Origin of the sequence: Moorena producens 3L (assembly GCF_000211815.1) — a bacterium.
GTDB classification, from domain to species: domain Bacteria; phylum Cyanobacteriota; class Cyanobacteriia; order Cyanobacteriales; family Coleofasciculaceae; genus Moorena; species Moorena producens.
This window is the reverse complement of the sequence record NZ_GL890959.1, coordinates 1-13,630: the sequence shown is the minus strand read 5'-3', so window position 1 is coordinate 13,630 and position 13,630 is coordinate 1. Positions and strand designations below refer to the sequence as shown.

General features: G+C 42.9%; 17 protein-coding genes. 7 read left to right on the top strand and 10 right to left on the bottom strand.

The window, feature by feature from the left end; genetic code table 11:
• Positions 1-673 precede the first annotated feature (673 nt).
• From LYNGBM3L_RS25550 to LYNGBM3L_RS25540, 3 genes are all read left to right on the top strand, one after another.
• On the top strand, positions 674-1,162 hold the full coding sequence (locus tag LYNGBM3L_RS25550) for a hypothetical protein (protein WP_008188263.1): 489 nt from the start codon (positions 674-676) through the stop codon (positions 1,160-1,162).
• Positions 1,163-1,426: 264 nt separating this feature from the next.
• A complete protein-coding gene (locus LYNGBM3L_RS25545; RefSeq protein WP_008188262.1) occupies positions 1,427-1,915 on the top strand; it encodes a hypothetical protein in 489 nt (162 codons plus the stop codon).
• On the top strand, positions 1,916-5,341 hold the full coding sequence (locus tag LYNGBM3L_RS25540) for an NB-ARC domain-containing protein (protein WP_008188258.1): 3,426 nt from the start codon (positions 1,916-1,918) through the stop codon (positions 5,339-5,341).
• Between the two features lie 192 nt (positions 5,342-5,533).
• Here the strand turns inward: LYNGBM3L_RS25540 and LYNGBM3L_RS25535 are convergent, their stop codons facing one another.
• The 5 genes from LYNGBM3L_RS25535 to LYNGBM3L_RS44305 form a co-directional block, all read right to left on the bottom strand.
• Positions 5,534-5,836 carry a type II toxin-antitoxin system VapC family toxin gene (locus tag LYNGBM3L_RS25535; protein WP_008188255.1) on the bottom strand — a complete coding sequence of 101 codons (303 nt, stop codon included), beginning with the start codon at positions 5,834-5,836 and terminating at the stop codon, positions 5,534-5,536.
• Between the two features lie 2 nt (positions 5,837-5,838).
• Positions 5,839-6,060: a hypothetical protein gene (locus LYNGBM3L_RS25530; RefSeq protein WP_008188253.1), complete on the bottom strand. Its 222-nt coding sequence runs from the start codon at positions 6,058-6,060 to the stop codon at positions 5,839-5,841.
• Positions 6,061-6,156: 96 nt separating this feature from the next.
• Positions 6,157-6,798 (bottom strand): hypothetical protein, encoded by a 642-nt coding sequence (locus tag LYNGBM3L_RS25525; protein WP_008188251.1) that lies wholly within the window; start codon positions 6,796-6,798, stop codon positions 6,157-6,159.
• Positions 6,795-6,980: a hypothetical protein gene (locus LYNGBM3L_RS46680; protein ID WP_008188249.1), complete on the bottom strand. Its 186-nt coding sequence runs from the start codon at positions 6,978-6,980 to the stop codon at positions 6,795-6,797. The genes LYNGBM3L_RS25525 and LYNGBM3L_RS46680 overlap by 4 nt, the downstream gene beginning before the upstream one ends.
• 190 nt (positions 6,981-7,170) lie before the next feature.
• The gene (locus tag LYNGBM3L_RS44305; RefSeq protein WP_154659914.1) at positions 7,171-7,344 is read right to left on the bottom strand and encodes a hypothetical protein; all 174 of its coding nucleotides are present in this window, start codon (positions 7,342-7,344) and stop codon (positions 7,171-7,173) included.
• Positions 7,345-7,500: 156 nt separating this feature from the next.
• Between LYNGBM3L_RS44305 and LYNGBM3L_RS25515 the strand changes: the two genes are divergently transcribed.
• Together LYNGBM3L_RS25515 and LYNGBM3L_RS25510 are read left to right on the top strand one after the other, a co-directional pair.
• The gene (locus LYNGBM3L_RS25515) at positions 7,501-7,746 is read left to right on the top strand and encodes a UPF0175 family protein (RefSeq protein ID WP_008188247.1); all 246 of its coding nucleotides are present in this window, start codon (positions 7,501-7,503) and stop codon (positions 7,744-7,746) included.
• Complete coding sequence (locus LYNGBM3L_RS25510; protein ID WP_008188245.1) at positions 7,743-8,249, top strand: PIN domain-containing protein; 507 nt, start codon at positions 7,743-7,745, stop codon at positions 8,247-8,249. The genes LYNGBM3L_RS25515 and LYNGBM3L_RS25510 overlap by 4 nt, the downstream gene beginning before the upstream one ends.
• A 506-nt stretch (positions 8,250-8,755) precedes the next feature.
• On the opposite strand, the gene LYNGBM3L_RS25505 is transcribed toward LYNGBM3L_RS25510, so the two are convergent.
• From LYNGBM3L_RS25505 to LYNGBM3L_RS46095, 4 genes are all read right to left on the bottom strand, one after another.
• Positions 8,756-9,316, bottom strand: a complete 561-nt coding sequence (locus tag LYNGBM3L_RS25505; protein ID WP_008188244.1) for a Uma2 family endonuclease — start codon at positions 9,314-9,316, stop codon at positions 8,756-8,758.
• Positions 9,313-9,462, bottom strand: coding sequence for a hypothetical protein (locus tag LYNGBM3L_RS46105; protein WP_154659913.1), 150 nt, complete (start codon positions 9,460-9,462; stop codon positions 9,313-9,315). The genes LYNGBM3L_RS25505 and LYNGBM3L_RS46105 overlap by 4 nt, the downstream gene beginning before the upstream one ends.
• A 157-nt stretch (positions 9,463-9,619) precedes the next feature.
• On the bottom strand, positions 9,620-9,814 hold the full coding sequence (locus LYNGBM3L_RS46100) for a hypothetical protein (RefSeq protein WP_008188242.1): 195 nt from the start codon (positions 9,812-9,814) through the stop codon (positions 9,620-9,622).
• Positions 9,815-9,976: 162 nt separating this feature from the next.
• On the bottom strand, positions 9,977-10,165 hold the full coding sequence (locus tag LYNGBM3L_RS46095; RefSeq protein ID WP_044494793.1) for a hypothetical protein: 189 nt from the start codon (positions 10,163-10,165) through the stop codon (positions 9,977-9,979).
• Between the two features lie 409 nt (positions 10,166-10,574).
• Here LYNGBM3L_RS46095 and psb28 point away from each other — a divergent pair, with 409 nt between their 5' ends.
• Together psb28 and thyD are read left to right on the top strand one after the other, a co-directional pair.
• On the top strand, positions 10,575-10,961 hold the full coding sequence (psb28, locus tag LYNGBM3L_RS25490) for a photosystem II reaction center protein Psb28 (protein ID WP_008188240.1): 387 nt from the start codon (positions 10,575-10,577) through the stop codon (positions 10,959-10,961).
• Positions 10,962-11,067: 106 nt separating this feature from the next.
• Positions 11,068-11,985 (top strand): thylakoid membrane protein ThyD, encoded by a 918-nt coding sequence (gene thyD / locus LYNGBM3L_RS25485; RefSeq protein ID WP_008188239.1) that lies wholly within the window; start codon positions 11,068-11,070, stop codon positions 11,983-11,985.
• A gap of 98 nt (positions 11,986-12,083) precedes the next feature.
• On the opposite strand, the gene murA is transcribed toward thyD, so the two are convergent.
• On the bottom strand, positions 12,084-13,481 hold the full coding sequence (gene murA / locus LYNGBM3L_RS25480; RefSeq protein ID WP_008188237.1) for a UDP-N-acetylglucosamine 1-carboxyvinyltransferase: 1,398 nt from the start codon (positions 13,479-13,481) through the stop codon (positions 12,084-12,086).
• Positions 13,482-13,630 lie beyond the last annotated feature (149 nt).

The following is a 13,630-nucleotide window of genomic DNA, read 5'->3' as shown; positions in this document are numbered from 1 at the left end:
CATTAAGGCTATGACCAGCGCGGTTATTAGTTTCATTCGTTACTTTTTATAGTATAGATAACTCCTGGAAAAATAGCAAGGGGTAAATCAAAAAAAATACATTTATTTACAATTAAAAAATTTCGCTATTTTTATAATAAATTATGTGTAATTAATTTTTATTTTGGTTGTTAGCTTAGCCTTTATATATTCAAGGATAGCTACATATCATTTAAATTTTGTAGGACTACTTATGAAAATAATTGTCAATAAAATACCAAGGTAAGTATTCAGCCATTTGCTTAGGGTGCGGGTAGCGCATTAGCTGTTGGCCTAGCCTGCGCGTAGCGCATATGCTTACAGCAGGGTTTATTGATAACTATCTCCGGTTTATTGACAAGATGCCTTTGCCCTGCTAACCTTTTTAAAAGCACTTTCAACTTTTAGGTGCGCTTGACGCAAGCGCACCTTTTGATGCAGCTTTTAGGCGCTCCTACTAAGATAAAACTAATACAGCGTTTTTCATAGCTATGAAGTACACATAATTTTTTACCTCTTCTATCTTCCCTATTATCTCTTCCCTGTTCTTTTCCCCCCTTATTAAGGGGGGTTAGGGGGGATCGCTGTTCCCTAAAACCCAGAACTTTGTCCCTAAACCAATTGAAAACTACTCTAATTCTAGAGATATAAATTTATGATATTTCACATATCTATTGCCGCAGATAATCCTTACCACGTAGCCACGGTACTAGCAGAAATCTTTAAGGGAAATTGCATTGAATTTGCGCCTCACCCAGGAAGTTATATGACCTTAGCCTTTGATCAATATGGAACAGCTATTGAAGTTTATCCTAGGGGCACGGAATTAAAGCCTGGAACTAACCAACAAGAATTACAGTTCTTAAATAATGAAGCTAGTTCCAAATTTACCGCTACTCATGCCGCCATTGCCGTTCCCTTGAATCAACAAGAAATCGAAAAAATTGGTGAACGAGAACAATGGCGAGTTGTTCGCTGTAGCCGAAAGGGATACTTTGATGTCATGGAATTGTGGATTGAAAACACCCTATTGCTAGAACTCCTAACACCGGAAATGGCGCACCAGTACACTCAAGTCATGGAACCTAACAATTTAACCCAATTAATCGAGCAATTTAAAAACCAAAAGGCAATTAACAACTGAATATAGAGAACAGAAATATTGATGTAGATGTAGGGTGGGCAGTGCCAAAGATAGATAACAGCAGCTGGGGATAGCATGAGTAGGCACTGCCCACCAAAGAATTAATCACAATAGAATATTGATGTAGGGTGGGCAGTGCCAAAGATAGATAACAGCAGCTAGCGATAGCATTAGTAGGCACTGCCCACCCTACTAACTACTAACTAACTCACCCAATTTAAAAATACTATAATAAACCAAGACTCTGAATAATCTCCTTCAAAAATGGAACCATTAGCTGCTGCCGTTGTCGCTATTTCTACTGTGCTCGCCACTAAAGCCTTAGAAAAAACTGGAGAAAATGTCGGGCAAGTTGTCTGGGACCAGACTAACCAGTTTGTGGAATCCCTGAGAAACCAGTCTCCAGATACGGTAATGGCTATCGAGCAAGCCCCAGAGCAACCACTTGATTATGCTGAAGTGGTATTGGAGCTAGAGGCAGCAGCGAAGCAAAATCCCGAAGTTGCCCAAAGTATGGAGCGTTTGGTGACTACTGTTGATGCTGAAACTTTGCCTAACTTAGAGGAAATTCTTGAAAAGATTACCAAAGCCTTGGAATCCCAACAGGCTAAGCGTGACAATTACAACATTGAGAAAGTAGATAACCAGGGTAACTTCGTCCAAGGGAAGAGTATTAATCAAGATAATACTAATATTGGAGGAAGCCAAAATATTATTAAAGGCGACCAAACTATTAATTATAATAATACTTGAGTGGAGTCGCCTGGGAGGCAGGTTAACCAAACTCGACCAAATCAAGCACCACCACGACCTCTGTATTATGTCGAACGCCGGGAAGTAAGCCAAGAACTAAAACAAAAGCTTTTATCCCAAGAAACTGCTAGAGCTGGCACCTTAGTGGTTAGTGCCATCTATGGCTTGGGAGGAATTGGGAAATCCACCTTAGCTGCAGCTTTAGCCCATGACGAGGAGGTTCAATCCCATTTTACCGATGGGATTTTTTGGGCAACTTTAGGTCAGCAACCTGATATCTTATCTTTTCTAAGTACGTGGATACAGGCATTAGGAGATTATGACTTCAAACCGATTAATATTGATAGCGCTTCTTTACAACTAAGAACGTTATTATCCGATAAAAAAGCCTTGCTAGTGGTGGATGATGTTTGGCATCCTGACCATGTTGAACCCTTTCGAGTAGCAGGGGGTGGCTGTCGGGTGTTAGTAACGACCAGAGAAGCTCCAGTTAACGGTGCGATTCGCTATGATTTGGACGTGATGACTCTAAATCAATCCTTGGAGTTATTAACCGGTTGTTTCAACAATGAGTTAACTAATCAAGAACTCGACTATGCTAAAATCTTAGCCAAAACTGTCGGCTACTTACCCCTAGCCTTAGAATTAGCTGCTGCCCAAGTTAGGGATGGATTCTCTTGGCAGGATTTACTGGATGAGTTACAATCCGAAATTGCTGATTTAGAAGCCTTGGATAGATTAGAAGCAGAGGAAGAGCCAAGTGACGCTAAGCGCAAAAACCACAGTCTAGTGGCTTCGTTTAATCTCAGTTTAAAGCGATTATCTGCCGAGAGATTGAAAAAATTTGCTTGGTTAGGGGTACTGCCGGAGGATGTTACCATTACTGAAACCATGGCGACTACGTTATGGAACTGTAATTCATTTAAAGCCAAAAAGACTTTACGATACTTAAGACAAAAAGCCTTATTACTACCAGGGGTCTCTAGTACACCAGAAACTAACTATCGCCTCCATGACCTGTTACATGATTTAGCCCGTAATCTGCTGCAACCAGAGCTAACATTATCAATTACAGAAGCTCATCAGCAATTATTAGAACGTTATCAAACTAAGACTGAAAAGGGATTATGGCATACATTGCCCGATGATGGTTACATCTATAACCACTTAACCTGGCACCTAAAAAAAGCTGAAAAGATAGATCAAATTCATCAACTCCTGAAAGAAGAAACTCCAGCAGGAGATAACGGTTGGTATTGGCAGTGTGATAGACAAGGTAAAACTGCTAATTTTGTTAAGGATGTATCGAGAGCTTGGGCAATAGCAGCCGATAATTTTACAGAAAATCCCACAGAATCGATTAGTTTACAATGTCGTTATGCTCTGATTACGACATCCCTCAACAGCTTGGCTAGAAATATTTTTCCAGAGTTAATGGCAGCATTAGTTGAGAAAGAAATGTGGACGCCAGCCCAGGGACTAGCTTATGTGCGACAGAATAAAGATTCTTTTGGTCAAGCAAAGGGTTTGAAGGCAATTATTGAGTATCTTCCTCCTTCTTTATTACCGAAAGCTTTAGATTGCGCCAGAGGGCTTGACCATGAATTCCACCGAGCATTCGCCTTAGGAGCCTTAGTCCCCTACTTACCCGATCTGTTACCAGAAGCCTTAGATTGCGCCAGAGGGCTTGACCATGAAAGATACCGAGCCAAAGCCTTAGTGGCCTTAGCCCCCCACTTACCGGAAGAGTTGTTACCCCAAGCCTTAGATTGCGCCAGAGGGATTGAGGGTGAATACGACCGAGCATTAGCCTTAGGAGCCTTAGCCCCCTACTTACCGGAAGAGTTGTTACCCCAAGCCTTAGATTGCGCCAGAGGGCTTGACCATGAAAGATACCGAGCCAAAGCCTTAGTGGCCTTAGCCCCCCACTTACCGGAAGAGTTGTTACCCCAAGCCTTAGATTGCGCCAGAGGGCTTGACCATGAAAGATCCCGAGCCGATGCCTTAGTGGCCTTAGCCCCCCATTTACCCGATGTGTTACCCCAAGCCTTAGATTGCGCCAGAGGGCTTTCCCATCAAGAATACCGAGCCGATGCCTTAGTGGCCTTAGCCTCCCACTTCCCTGATTTGTTACCTCAAGCCTTAGATTGCGCCAGAGGGCTTTCCGATAAATCAGACCGAGCATTAGCCTTAGTGGCCTTAGCTCCCTATTTCCCTGATTTGTTACCTCAAGCCTTAGATTGCGCCAGAGGGCTTGACCATGAAAGATCCCGAGCCGATGCCTTAGTGGCCTTAGCCCCCCACTTACCGGATGTGTTGTTACCTCAAGCCTTAGATTACGCCAGAGGGATTTCCGATGAAAAATACCGAGCAAAAGCCTTAGTGGCCTTAGCTCCCTATTTCCCTGATTTGTTACCTCAAGCCTTAGATTGCGCCAGAGGGATTTCCGATGAATACGAACGAGTCGATGCCTTAGTGGCCTTAGCCCCCCACTTAACGGATGTGTTACCAGAAGCTTTAGATTGCGCCAGAGGGCTTTCCGATCAATACCACCGAGCATTAGCCTTAGGAGCCTTAGCTCCCCACTTTCCCGATGTGTTATCCCAAGCCTTAGATTGCGCCAGAGGGATTTCCGATGAATACTACCGAGCATTCGCCTTAGGAGCCTTAGCCCCCCACTTACCCGATCTGTTACCGGAAGCCTTAGATTGCGCCAGAGGGATTTCCGATGAATCAGGCCGAGTCTATGCCTTAGTGGCCTTAGCCCCCCACTTTCCTCAAGTGTTACCGGAAGCCTTAGATTGCGCCAGAGGGATTTCCGATGAAAAATACCGAGCCGATGCCTTAGGAGCCTTAGCCCCCCACTTTCCCGATGTGTTACCGGAAGCTTTAGATTGCGGCAGAAGGATTTCTGATGAATTCCACCGAGCATTAGCCTTAGGAAACTTAGCCCCCCACTTACCGGATGTGTTGTTACCCCAAGCCTTAGATTGCGCCAGAGGGCTTTCCCATCAATCACACCGAGCATTCGCCTTAACAGCCTTAGCCCCCCACTTTCCCGATGTGTTACCTCAAGCCTTAGATTGCGCCAGAGGGATTTCCGATAAATCAGACCGAGCATTAGCCTTAGTGGCCTTAGCCCCTCACTTACCCAATGTGTTACCGGAAGCCTTAGATTGCGCCAGAGGGATTGGGGATGAAAAAAACCGAGCTCATGCCTTACAGGACTTAATTAAGACCTTAACTCCTTCCTCGGTTGATTTTCCTTTTTGGCAACAAATTATTGATAGTTTAGCTAGTCTAACCCGTCCCAATTTTCTTAAAGCTCTTCCTGAATTAGCGCCTTTAATCATCAAGTTTGGGGGTATTGAAGCCCTAAGAGAAACGGTGGCAGCGGTTGATGATGTTAGTCGATGGTGGCAGTAGGAAATAGGGAGTAGGGAATCGGGAATCGGGAATCGGGAAGAAATAAGAGTTAATCAAGGATAGAGGAATTATAATTAGCTTTAGTGAGTGTGAAGGGAACCAGTTTTAGGATGCAGTTGATGCCTGTGCCATGGGGAATAATAGCCCTGAAATAAAGTTCATAAAATACAGAGCAACATTGCATCCCTAATTTCAAAATCTAATATCTTGCCATCTTCGAGACTCAAGGAAACGACTTAGATGTTTAACATTAGTGGTAGCAATAACTAAACGTTGTCCTAAGTTTTCTTGTTGAAATAGTTGACACTGAGCAGCAATTATCACATCATTATCAATAGTTTTGTCATCAGCGGTCGGCATTCCTTGATGGCGAGACATTGCCCAAAGTTGAGCAGCATGACGCATAACCGGTTGAGTTATCGATTGTTGTGCTTCTAATTTGTCATTGGGAGAAGATAATAACCCTAAAACGCCTGTATCTACAAAAACAATCATTATTAGCTATATAGCTTAGAGCCTTCTGGACGAAAACTATCAATAATTTGTTTAAATTTATCTAAATCTTCCTGTCTAATTTTAGCTTCTTCTTGAGTGATTTCCTCTTCAAGGCGTTTTCTTAGCCATGCCAGAGCAGGTTGATTGAGTTTAATTTGTTCTTCAACAGTTTTCCCTCTATGTCTTAAGTAGGGGCCAAAATGACTTTGAGTATTCTTTGCCATAGATATTAAAACCTTGTTTACTTAATGGTTTACTTCATTTAGTATAGCGCTTATCAATTAGATGAGGTACTTGGGGGTACATTTCATAGTAAGCATTCAGATATGGTTTAAAGTCATAATCCCGACTAAAATTTCCAGCAACTCGGTTAGCTCTTCTGGGACGATGTAGCGCTTGGGGTCTTGTTGTATGGAACGTTCTTGGCGATTAAAAGTACCGAAACGCCAGTCTTCTCCGGTGGTAACAATGCCATACAAAATTCTCTGGTCAGACTGGAGCCACTGATCAAGGGCAACCAATTCCACTGCCAGTTGAGTGAAGCCCCGTACCAGATCAGATTGTTTGGCTTCGATCACAATCAGGTTATGGTTAGCAATGTAATAATCTAAAGTTCCCCGCAGGTGTTCGTTAACAGCAATAGAATATTCAATGTAAATGCGGTGATTAGTTAGATCGACTACTTCAAACAGAATTGGTGCGATCAGGGCTTCGCGACGGGCAGTTTCGTTGATCAGCTCAATGCGCTTGCGGTTTCGCTGGAGTTGGTGCAGCAGGGGTTCAATAGCAGCAGTGAAAGGCTGACGAGGTAGATCGATATGCGATCGGCGAAGCCGCGCCAAAGGCGATCGCACAAAGGTATAGTCAAATTCAGCCAAGATATCTTCTAGGGTAAAGGGAAGGTCAAAATATTGATTGAAGGTATACGACTGTCCAGCTTTGAGAATGCGGCGGCGGTTCATTTGTGGTTAGTCTTCCTTTGTTTTTCTTGACGCTCTTGAGAGATTTCTTGCTTAATTTCCTGCACAAGCTCGATAATTTTCTCCCTTGAATCATACCCCGATTCTATCAACGCCTGCTTTAATCCCTCTTGCAACTGTTTAGCTGACAGGAGTGGTTGCTGTTGATAGTTACTGACTTCCAAAACCTATTTACCTCCCCATCTGTTTCGTCAAACATAATAATTACTCCTACTGGCTTAGGGGGAGTATATTCAATTGGGTAGTCTAAGGATAATTGACCTGATGGATCGATTTTTCCACTAGCAGTAATTGCTTTGATCATAACTAGTTGTGGGGGCGTAGTCAGTTAACTACTATAATTTTACAGTATTTTTAAATGGGGTGAGGTAGAAAGTTCTGGGTTTTAGGGAGTCGGGAATCGGGAGTTGGGAGCAGGGAAGAGATAAGAGACAAAAGACAAAAGGCAAGAGCGATGCAGCGCGGTCTTGGGGAGGCAGTGCGGTCTTGGGGGTTCCCCCCATGAGCAACTGCCGTGGTTTCCCCCATGAGCGACTGCATCAAGACGGCAAGATTTAATCAACGATAGAGGAATTATGATTAGCTTTACTGGGTGTGGCTTGAACGGGTGTTATGATTCAGTTGAAATTTATGATAAAATTAAAGTAACTATTCATAATATATCAATTACTTAATAGTGTAGCTATGAGTGTAGTTATCCCTGACGATATTGTCCAAGCTAGCCAAATGACTGAGGATGAATTCAAACTTGAAATTGCGCTGATGCTCTATAAGCAAGACAAAATTAGCAGTGGCAAAGTCCGTGCCTGGACGGGTTTAACTGTGATTGAGTTTCAGCATGAACTGGCCAAGCGCGGTTTAGATTTGAATTATGATGTTGCTGATTTTGAAGCAGACCTTAAAACCCTACAATCGATGAGTTTGCTGTGATTATTATTAGCGATACATCACCGATTACTAATCTAGCAGGCATCAATCAACTTAACCTCTTGCATCGCTTATATGGTTCTGTGATTATTCCCGTTGCTGTCTACAATGAAATGGTTGGTATCGGAAAAATTGTACCTGGAACAGTAGAAGTTCAAACCTTATCTTGGATTAAAACTCATGCTGTTTCAGATAAGCAGCAAGTTTTCACACTTCAGGAAAGTCAAGAAACCATCGATTTAGGTGAAGCAGAAGCGATCATATTAGCATTGGAAATGGATGCCGATTTGCTACTGATGGATGAGCGACGGGGACGAGCAGTTGCTCAAGAATTGGGGCTAACTATTGTGGGCTTACTGGGCATTCTCGTGCAAGCCAAGAAAAGTAATTTAATTCCGGCAGTTAAACCATTAATGGATCAATTGATTGAAACAATGGACTTTCGTATTAGTCCTCAATTGTACCAAGCAATTCTCCAAGCTACCGACGAAGAAAGTACATTATAATCTTAAAAGAGGGAGGATTTTATCCTTCTTGGGTTTTAGGGAGTAAGTTGTCTAATTCTTCTCACCCATTCGCTACTATTTTGAGTATCTTGTCGATCACGACCCATACCAATAAAAGGTTGATTGTCTAATTACAGAGGATTAAGAGATGCCGGTTTTTCTGTTAAATACTGTTTTTTGAATACTTCAATGATATCGGCAATAATGTTTTGATCGTCTTCTAGTAGTTCTTGAATATTTTTTATCAGTTGTTATAGGTCACGCATAAGTCTTAGGAAGTATGTTCAATAACTTTCTATAAATCCATTATACAAAGTTATTGGTTTTTGGCTTATGCCACCACAACACCCATCAATGGGTGCATCTCATATTTGTAAAAAAAAAGGAGTAAGGTATAAATTTACCTTGAATATCTGATTGCTTTCATCTAATGCCCGTTCCCGTAGCTTCTCCCTCGGATAATCCCTTGGCTGTAGGCTGAAGGCTGACAGCTGATGGCTGACGGCTTACATTACATCTTCATACAAAGCCTCAAGACTAGTCCTAAAATCCACAGTTTCTAGATTAATCTCACTGCCCGGATCATAAAATTGCAATGTCCAAATTCCCTCAGAATTTCGGCGGAAGCAGTCTAGCCGCTGATGGTTTTGGCTAATTAAAACATATTCCACCAAGGTGTCTAATTTTCGATAATTATAAAATTTGTCACCCCGGTCAAAGGCTTCAGTCTTGGGAGATAAAACTTCCACAATTAAACAAGGATATTTTTTATAATTGCTCAATTCTCGGTCTCTGGCATCGCAAGTCACCATAACATCAGGATAATAATAACTATTGGATGCTTCAACATAAGTTTTCATATCTGCCATATAAACCCGACAGCCAGTGCCCCTGACATGATTTCTTAAGGCTGAAGCCAGGTTAAGGGCAATAGTAACATGGGCATCACTCGCCCCAGCCATGGCATAGACTTCTCCATCAATATACTCGTGTTTGATGGCACTATCTTCTTCGTAGGATAGATAGTCTTCTTTGGAAATGTAATTGGGACTTTTATCAGCAATCATGACAGTTTCAAGACAGTGACACTATTAGTATAGAATAAAGGGAGTAGGGAGTAGGGAGCAGGTAACAGGGAACAGATAAGAGGCAAAAGGCAAGAGGCAAGAGGCAAGAGGCAAAAGGCAAGAGGCAAGAGATAAGAGTTAATCAAGGATAGAGGAATTATGATTAGCCTTACTGGGTGTGGCGTGAACGGGTGTTAGGATTCAGTTAAAGAGAGTAAAGCCATTGCTGACATTGTTGTGCTTCTAATTTGTCATTGGGAGAAGATAACAACCCTAAAAGGCCGGTATCGACAAAAACAATCATTAGTAGCTATATAGTTTAGAGCCTTCTGGACGAAAACTATCAACAATTTGTTTAAAATTTTCTAAATCTTCCTGTCGAATTTTAGCTTCTTCTTGAGTGATTTCCTCTTCAAGGCGTTTTCTTAGCCATGCCAGAGCAGGTTGATTGAGTTTATAGCGTTTATAGGATTTATGAGGTACGCTTTTCAGCCTCAAAGTCCCCCTTTTTAAGGGGGATTTAGGGGGATCCCTACCTCATGGGATAGAGAATTGCTATAATTTGTTCTTCAACAGTTTTCCCTCTATGTTTTAAGTAGGGGGCAAAATGACTTTGAGTATTCTTTGCCATAGATTTTAACACCTTGTTTACTTCATAGTTTACTTCCTTAAGTATAATCCAAGGATAAATGCGATCGCTTCGGGAAGGGGAGGACGAGGGAGATCGATATGCGATCGCACAAAGGTACAGTCAAATTCAGCCAAAATATCTTCTAGGGTAAAGGGAAGGTCAAAATATTGGCTAAAGCTGTAAGGTTGTCCAGCTTTGAGAATGCGGCGGCGGTTCATTTGTGGTTAGTCTTCGTTTGTTTTTAGGGAATTCGGAGCAGGGACTTAAGAGCAAGAGTAAAGATAGAAAACTAGTTTTTAATATTATGAACAATCACCAATACTGTTTATCAACTATTTATAAATTAAATTTTATACCTAGATTTTATACTTCAACATCCTCAAGTAACTGGAAATAATCTCCAAAATTATTGCTTAGGAAGAGTCAAAAAAAATACCAATTAAAGTAGGGTGGGCAAAGTAATCTAATCTAAACGACTCAAAATAACCAAACTTTCTTTGCCCACCCTACAAGCTCTCTTCCCGACTCCCGACTCCCGACTCCCGATTACCTTGTACCTATAAAAATAATTTTGTCAACCCCTCCTCAGGCGATATACTAAAATTTAACCATGTTTTTATATTTAAAATGAACTCTTCAACACCATCCATCCAATTCTTTGACGGTATTTATGAAGAGCTGAGTAACGTCAGCCTCAGAAAAAACCGACGGTCAGGAGCGCGCATAGTCTTAATGACCTTTGAAAGCTTAAAGGCTATTGAACAATTCAACAGTTATAGAAACCGATTTTCTCAATCAATGGTCTTAACAGACGAAGAAGGGATCATTGCTATGACTCCATCCTCAATAAAATTTCGCTTCGGTGGTCCAGAAGGAGATGAGCTAGCAGGAGTGGAGTGTAAAGTTGAAATTGACGAAGACGACCACTGGGAACGCTTCATGCGCTTCATGAATCGGTACGCTGAAGCCAACGGCATGGCTTACGGTGAAACCAAACCATCAACTGAAGGATAATTACCCATCCTAAACATTTTCCCCCGTCTTCCCGTCCCCGTATCCCCGTGTTAGCCTAACCGATGAGTATGGTATCAGACACGATATAGAGTATCAAGGATGAAGTATGAAAGTCGCAATTACTGGAGCAACAGGATTTGTCGGTAGCCGCTTAGTGGAGCGTCTACAGGAAGAAGGACATCAACCCTTAATTATAACCCGTAACTCAGCTAAAGCTACGGCGCAATTTCCCAATATAGAAACTATTGCCTACACTCCCACCGAATCAGGGGATTGGCAAAATGCGATCGCAGGCTGTGATGGTGTAGTCAATTTAGCCGGAGCCCCGATTGCTGAGGAGCGCTGGACACCAGCCCGTAAGGAAGACATCCTCAATAGCCGCCAATTAGGGACCCAAAAAATAGTGGAAGCGATCGCCCTTGCTGACCCTAAACCCACGGTATTAGTAAACGCTTCTGCCATTGGTTACTACGGCACTAGTGAAACAGTAACCTTTGATGAAACAAGTCCTGCTGGAGAGGACTTTCTGGCAGAGGTTTGTCAAGCCTGGGAAGGGGAAGCCCAGAAAGTCCAAGATGCAGATGTGCGACTAGTGATTCTGCGCATTGGTATAGTTTTGGGCAATGGCGGTGCCCTAGCGAAAATGATACCCCCCTTTCAAATGTTTGCTGGAGGGCCAATCGGTACCGGTCGCCAATGGTTTTCTTGGATTCACCGAGATGACTTAGTGAACTTAATCATAGCTGCCCTAACCCGACCAGACATGGAAGGGATTTTCAATGCCACAGCTCCCAATCCTGTCTTGATGTCCGAACTATGTAAAGCCATTGGAGATGTTCTCAATCGTCCCTCCTGGTTACCAGTTCCCAGTGTTGCTCTAGAAGCCCTTTTGGGAGAAGGAGCCATAGTAGTCTTGGAAGGTCAACAGGTGCTACCCAAACGAACCACTAGTTATGGATGGGAATATCAGTATTCCACAGTAAAACAAGCTCTAGTAGACATATTGAAAACTGAAAATTGTTAATTGTTAATTGATAACAGATAACAATTAACAATTAACAATTAACAATTTCTAAATGACTAATGACTAATAACTAATGACTATAACTACTACGGTAACTACTACGGTGTTGCAGTCATGGCATTAGTGGGAGTCGGAGGAAGTTCCTCTTCCTCTATCTGAGCCGGAACCCGTTCTACTCTAGCACCAAGTTGTCGCAGTTTCCCCTCCAAGTCTTCATAACCCCGGTCTAAATGACGGAGTCCTTGAATCGTAGTTATTCCTTCTGCCGCTAACCCAGCGACCACAAGTGCAGCAGATGCCCGTAAATCCGTACCCACTACTGGTGCTCCCGACAACATTGGCACACCTCGGATAATCGCATTATTCCCTTTAACCCGTATATCCGCCCCCATGCGATTCAATTCGGCAACATGACGCAGCCGATTTTCAAAAACCGTTTCGCTAACAACACAGTTTCCTTCACTCAGAGCCAGCAACGCCGTAAACTGGGCTTGCATATCCGTAGGAAATCCAGGATAAGGCAAGGTTTCAATATCCGTTGCCCTTAGTTTATTAGGAATAATTCGTAACCGATTGGGTGCCTCAACCATCACCTCACTACCAATTGCCTGTAGCTTAGCAATCACAGCAGTTAAATGTTCCGGTATTACTGGGTAAAGGCTCAGTTCAGAGTGGGTAATTGCCCCAGCTACCAAGAAAGTTCCAGCCTCAATCCGGTCAGGAATAATTGGGTAATCCACCGAATGTAAACTAGAAACCCCAGAGATACTAATAGTTTTAGTACCAGCACCACTAATTTGAGCTCCCATCGCTCGGCAGAAATTCGCCAAATCCTCCACTTCTGGCTCTTGAGCTGCATTTTCAAGGGTGGTTTCCCCTTCTGCCAGAGTCGCTGCCATCAGCAGAGTTTCCGTTGCCCCCACACTGGGGTAATCCAGGTAGATTTTCGCCCCCTTTAGCTTGTTGTTACCTGTTCCTTTCACATAAGCATTGACAATGCCATGCTCAATATGAACCTGAGCGCCCATAGCTTGTAGACCCCTGACATGGAGGTCTACTGGTCTAGCACCAATAGCACAGCCACCAGGCAGTGGTATCCGTGCCACTCCCAATCGCGCTAGGATCGGACCGAGGATAAAAAAGCTAGCTCGCAGCTGGCTCACCAACTCATAGGGAGCTTTTGATTGTCCGATATGGCTGACATCTAGGTCTAAGATGTCACCACTGCGTTTGAGCTTCACTCCCACAGCAGCAAGAATCTGGCTCATACGCTCGATATCTACTAGGGAGGGCACATTACGCAGTCGGCAATCTTGAGAACACAGTAAAGCCCCTGCCATAATTGCCAAGGCAGAATTTTTAGCTCCACTAATTTTTACCTGTCCGTGGAGAGACGCTCTACCCCAAATCTTGAGAACCGATTCGTTTTCCTGGGACAGAGATGGGGGATTTATCGGGCTTTGAGAGTGATTAATGGGTCTATCCTCCAAAATCATTATAATTTCTGGCGAAATGTTAAATTTGGTTTTGATTTTACCTGAAAGTTTTTAAATGTCTAGTTTTCCACGTATCTTGATCAAATGTCAGGTTTTCCACTATACTCAGAAGTTGGCAATGTAAACCGGTAAAGTTTTCAGGTCGTTGC

Coding starts and splice junctions, on each gene's coding strand:
- LYNGBM3L_RS25550 (WP_008188263.1), top strand. CDS start 674: ATGATATTTCACATATCTATTGCCGCAGATAATCCTTACCACGTAGCC.
- LYNGBM3L_RS25530 (WP_008188253.1), bottom strand. CDS start 6,060: ATGGCAAAGAATACTCAAAGTCATTTTGGCCCCTACTTAAGACATAGA.
- LYNGBM3L_RS25545 (WP_008188262.1), top strand. CDS start 1,427: ATGGAACCATTAGCTGCTGCCGTTGTCGCTATTTCTACTGTGCTCGCC.
- thyD (WP_008188239.1), top strand. CDS start 11,068: ATGAAAGTCGCAATTACTGGAGCAACAGGATTTGTCGGTAGCCGCTTA.
- LYNGBM3L_RS25535 (WP_008188255.1), bottom strand. CDS start 5,836: ATGATTGTTTTTGTAGATACAGGCGTTTTAGGGTTATTATCTTCTCCC.
- LYNGBM3L_RS44305 (WP_154659914.1), bottom strand. CDS start 7,344: ATGGGGGAAACCACGGCAGTTGCTCATGGGGGGAACCCCCAAGACCGC.
- murA (WP_008188237.1), bottom strand. CDS start 13,481: ATGATTTTGGAGGATAGACCCATTAATCACTCTCAAAGCCCGATAAAT.
- psb28 (WP_008188240.1), top strand. CDS start 10,575: ATGAACTCTTCAACACCATCCATCCAATTCTTTGACGGTATTTATGAA.
- LYNGBM3L_RS25505 (WP_008188244.1), bottom strand. CDS start 9,316: ATGATTGCTGATAAAAGTCCCAATTACATTTCCAAAGAAGACTATCTA.
- LYNGBM3L_RS46095 (WP_044494793.1), bottom strand. CDS start 10,165: ATGAACCGCCGCCGCATTCTCAAAGCTGGACAACCTTACAGCTTTAGC.
- LYNGBM3L_RS25525 (WP_008188251.1), bottom strand. CDS start 6,798: ATGAACCGCCGCCGCATTCTCAAAGCTGGACAGTCGTATACCTTCAAT.
- LYNGBM3L_RS25515 (WP_008188247.1), top strand. CDS start 7,501: ATGAGTGTAGTTATCCCTGACGATATTGTCCAAGCTAGCCAAATGACT.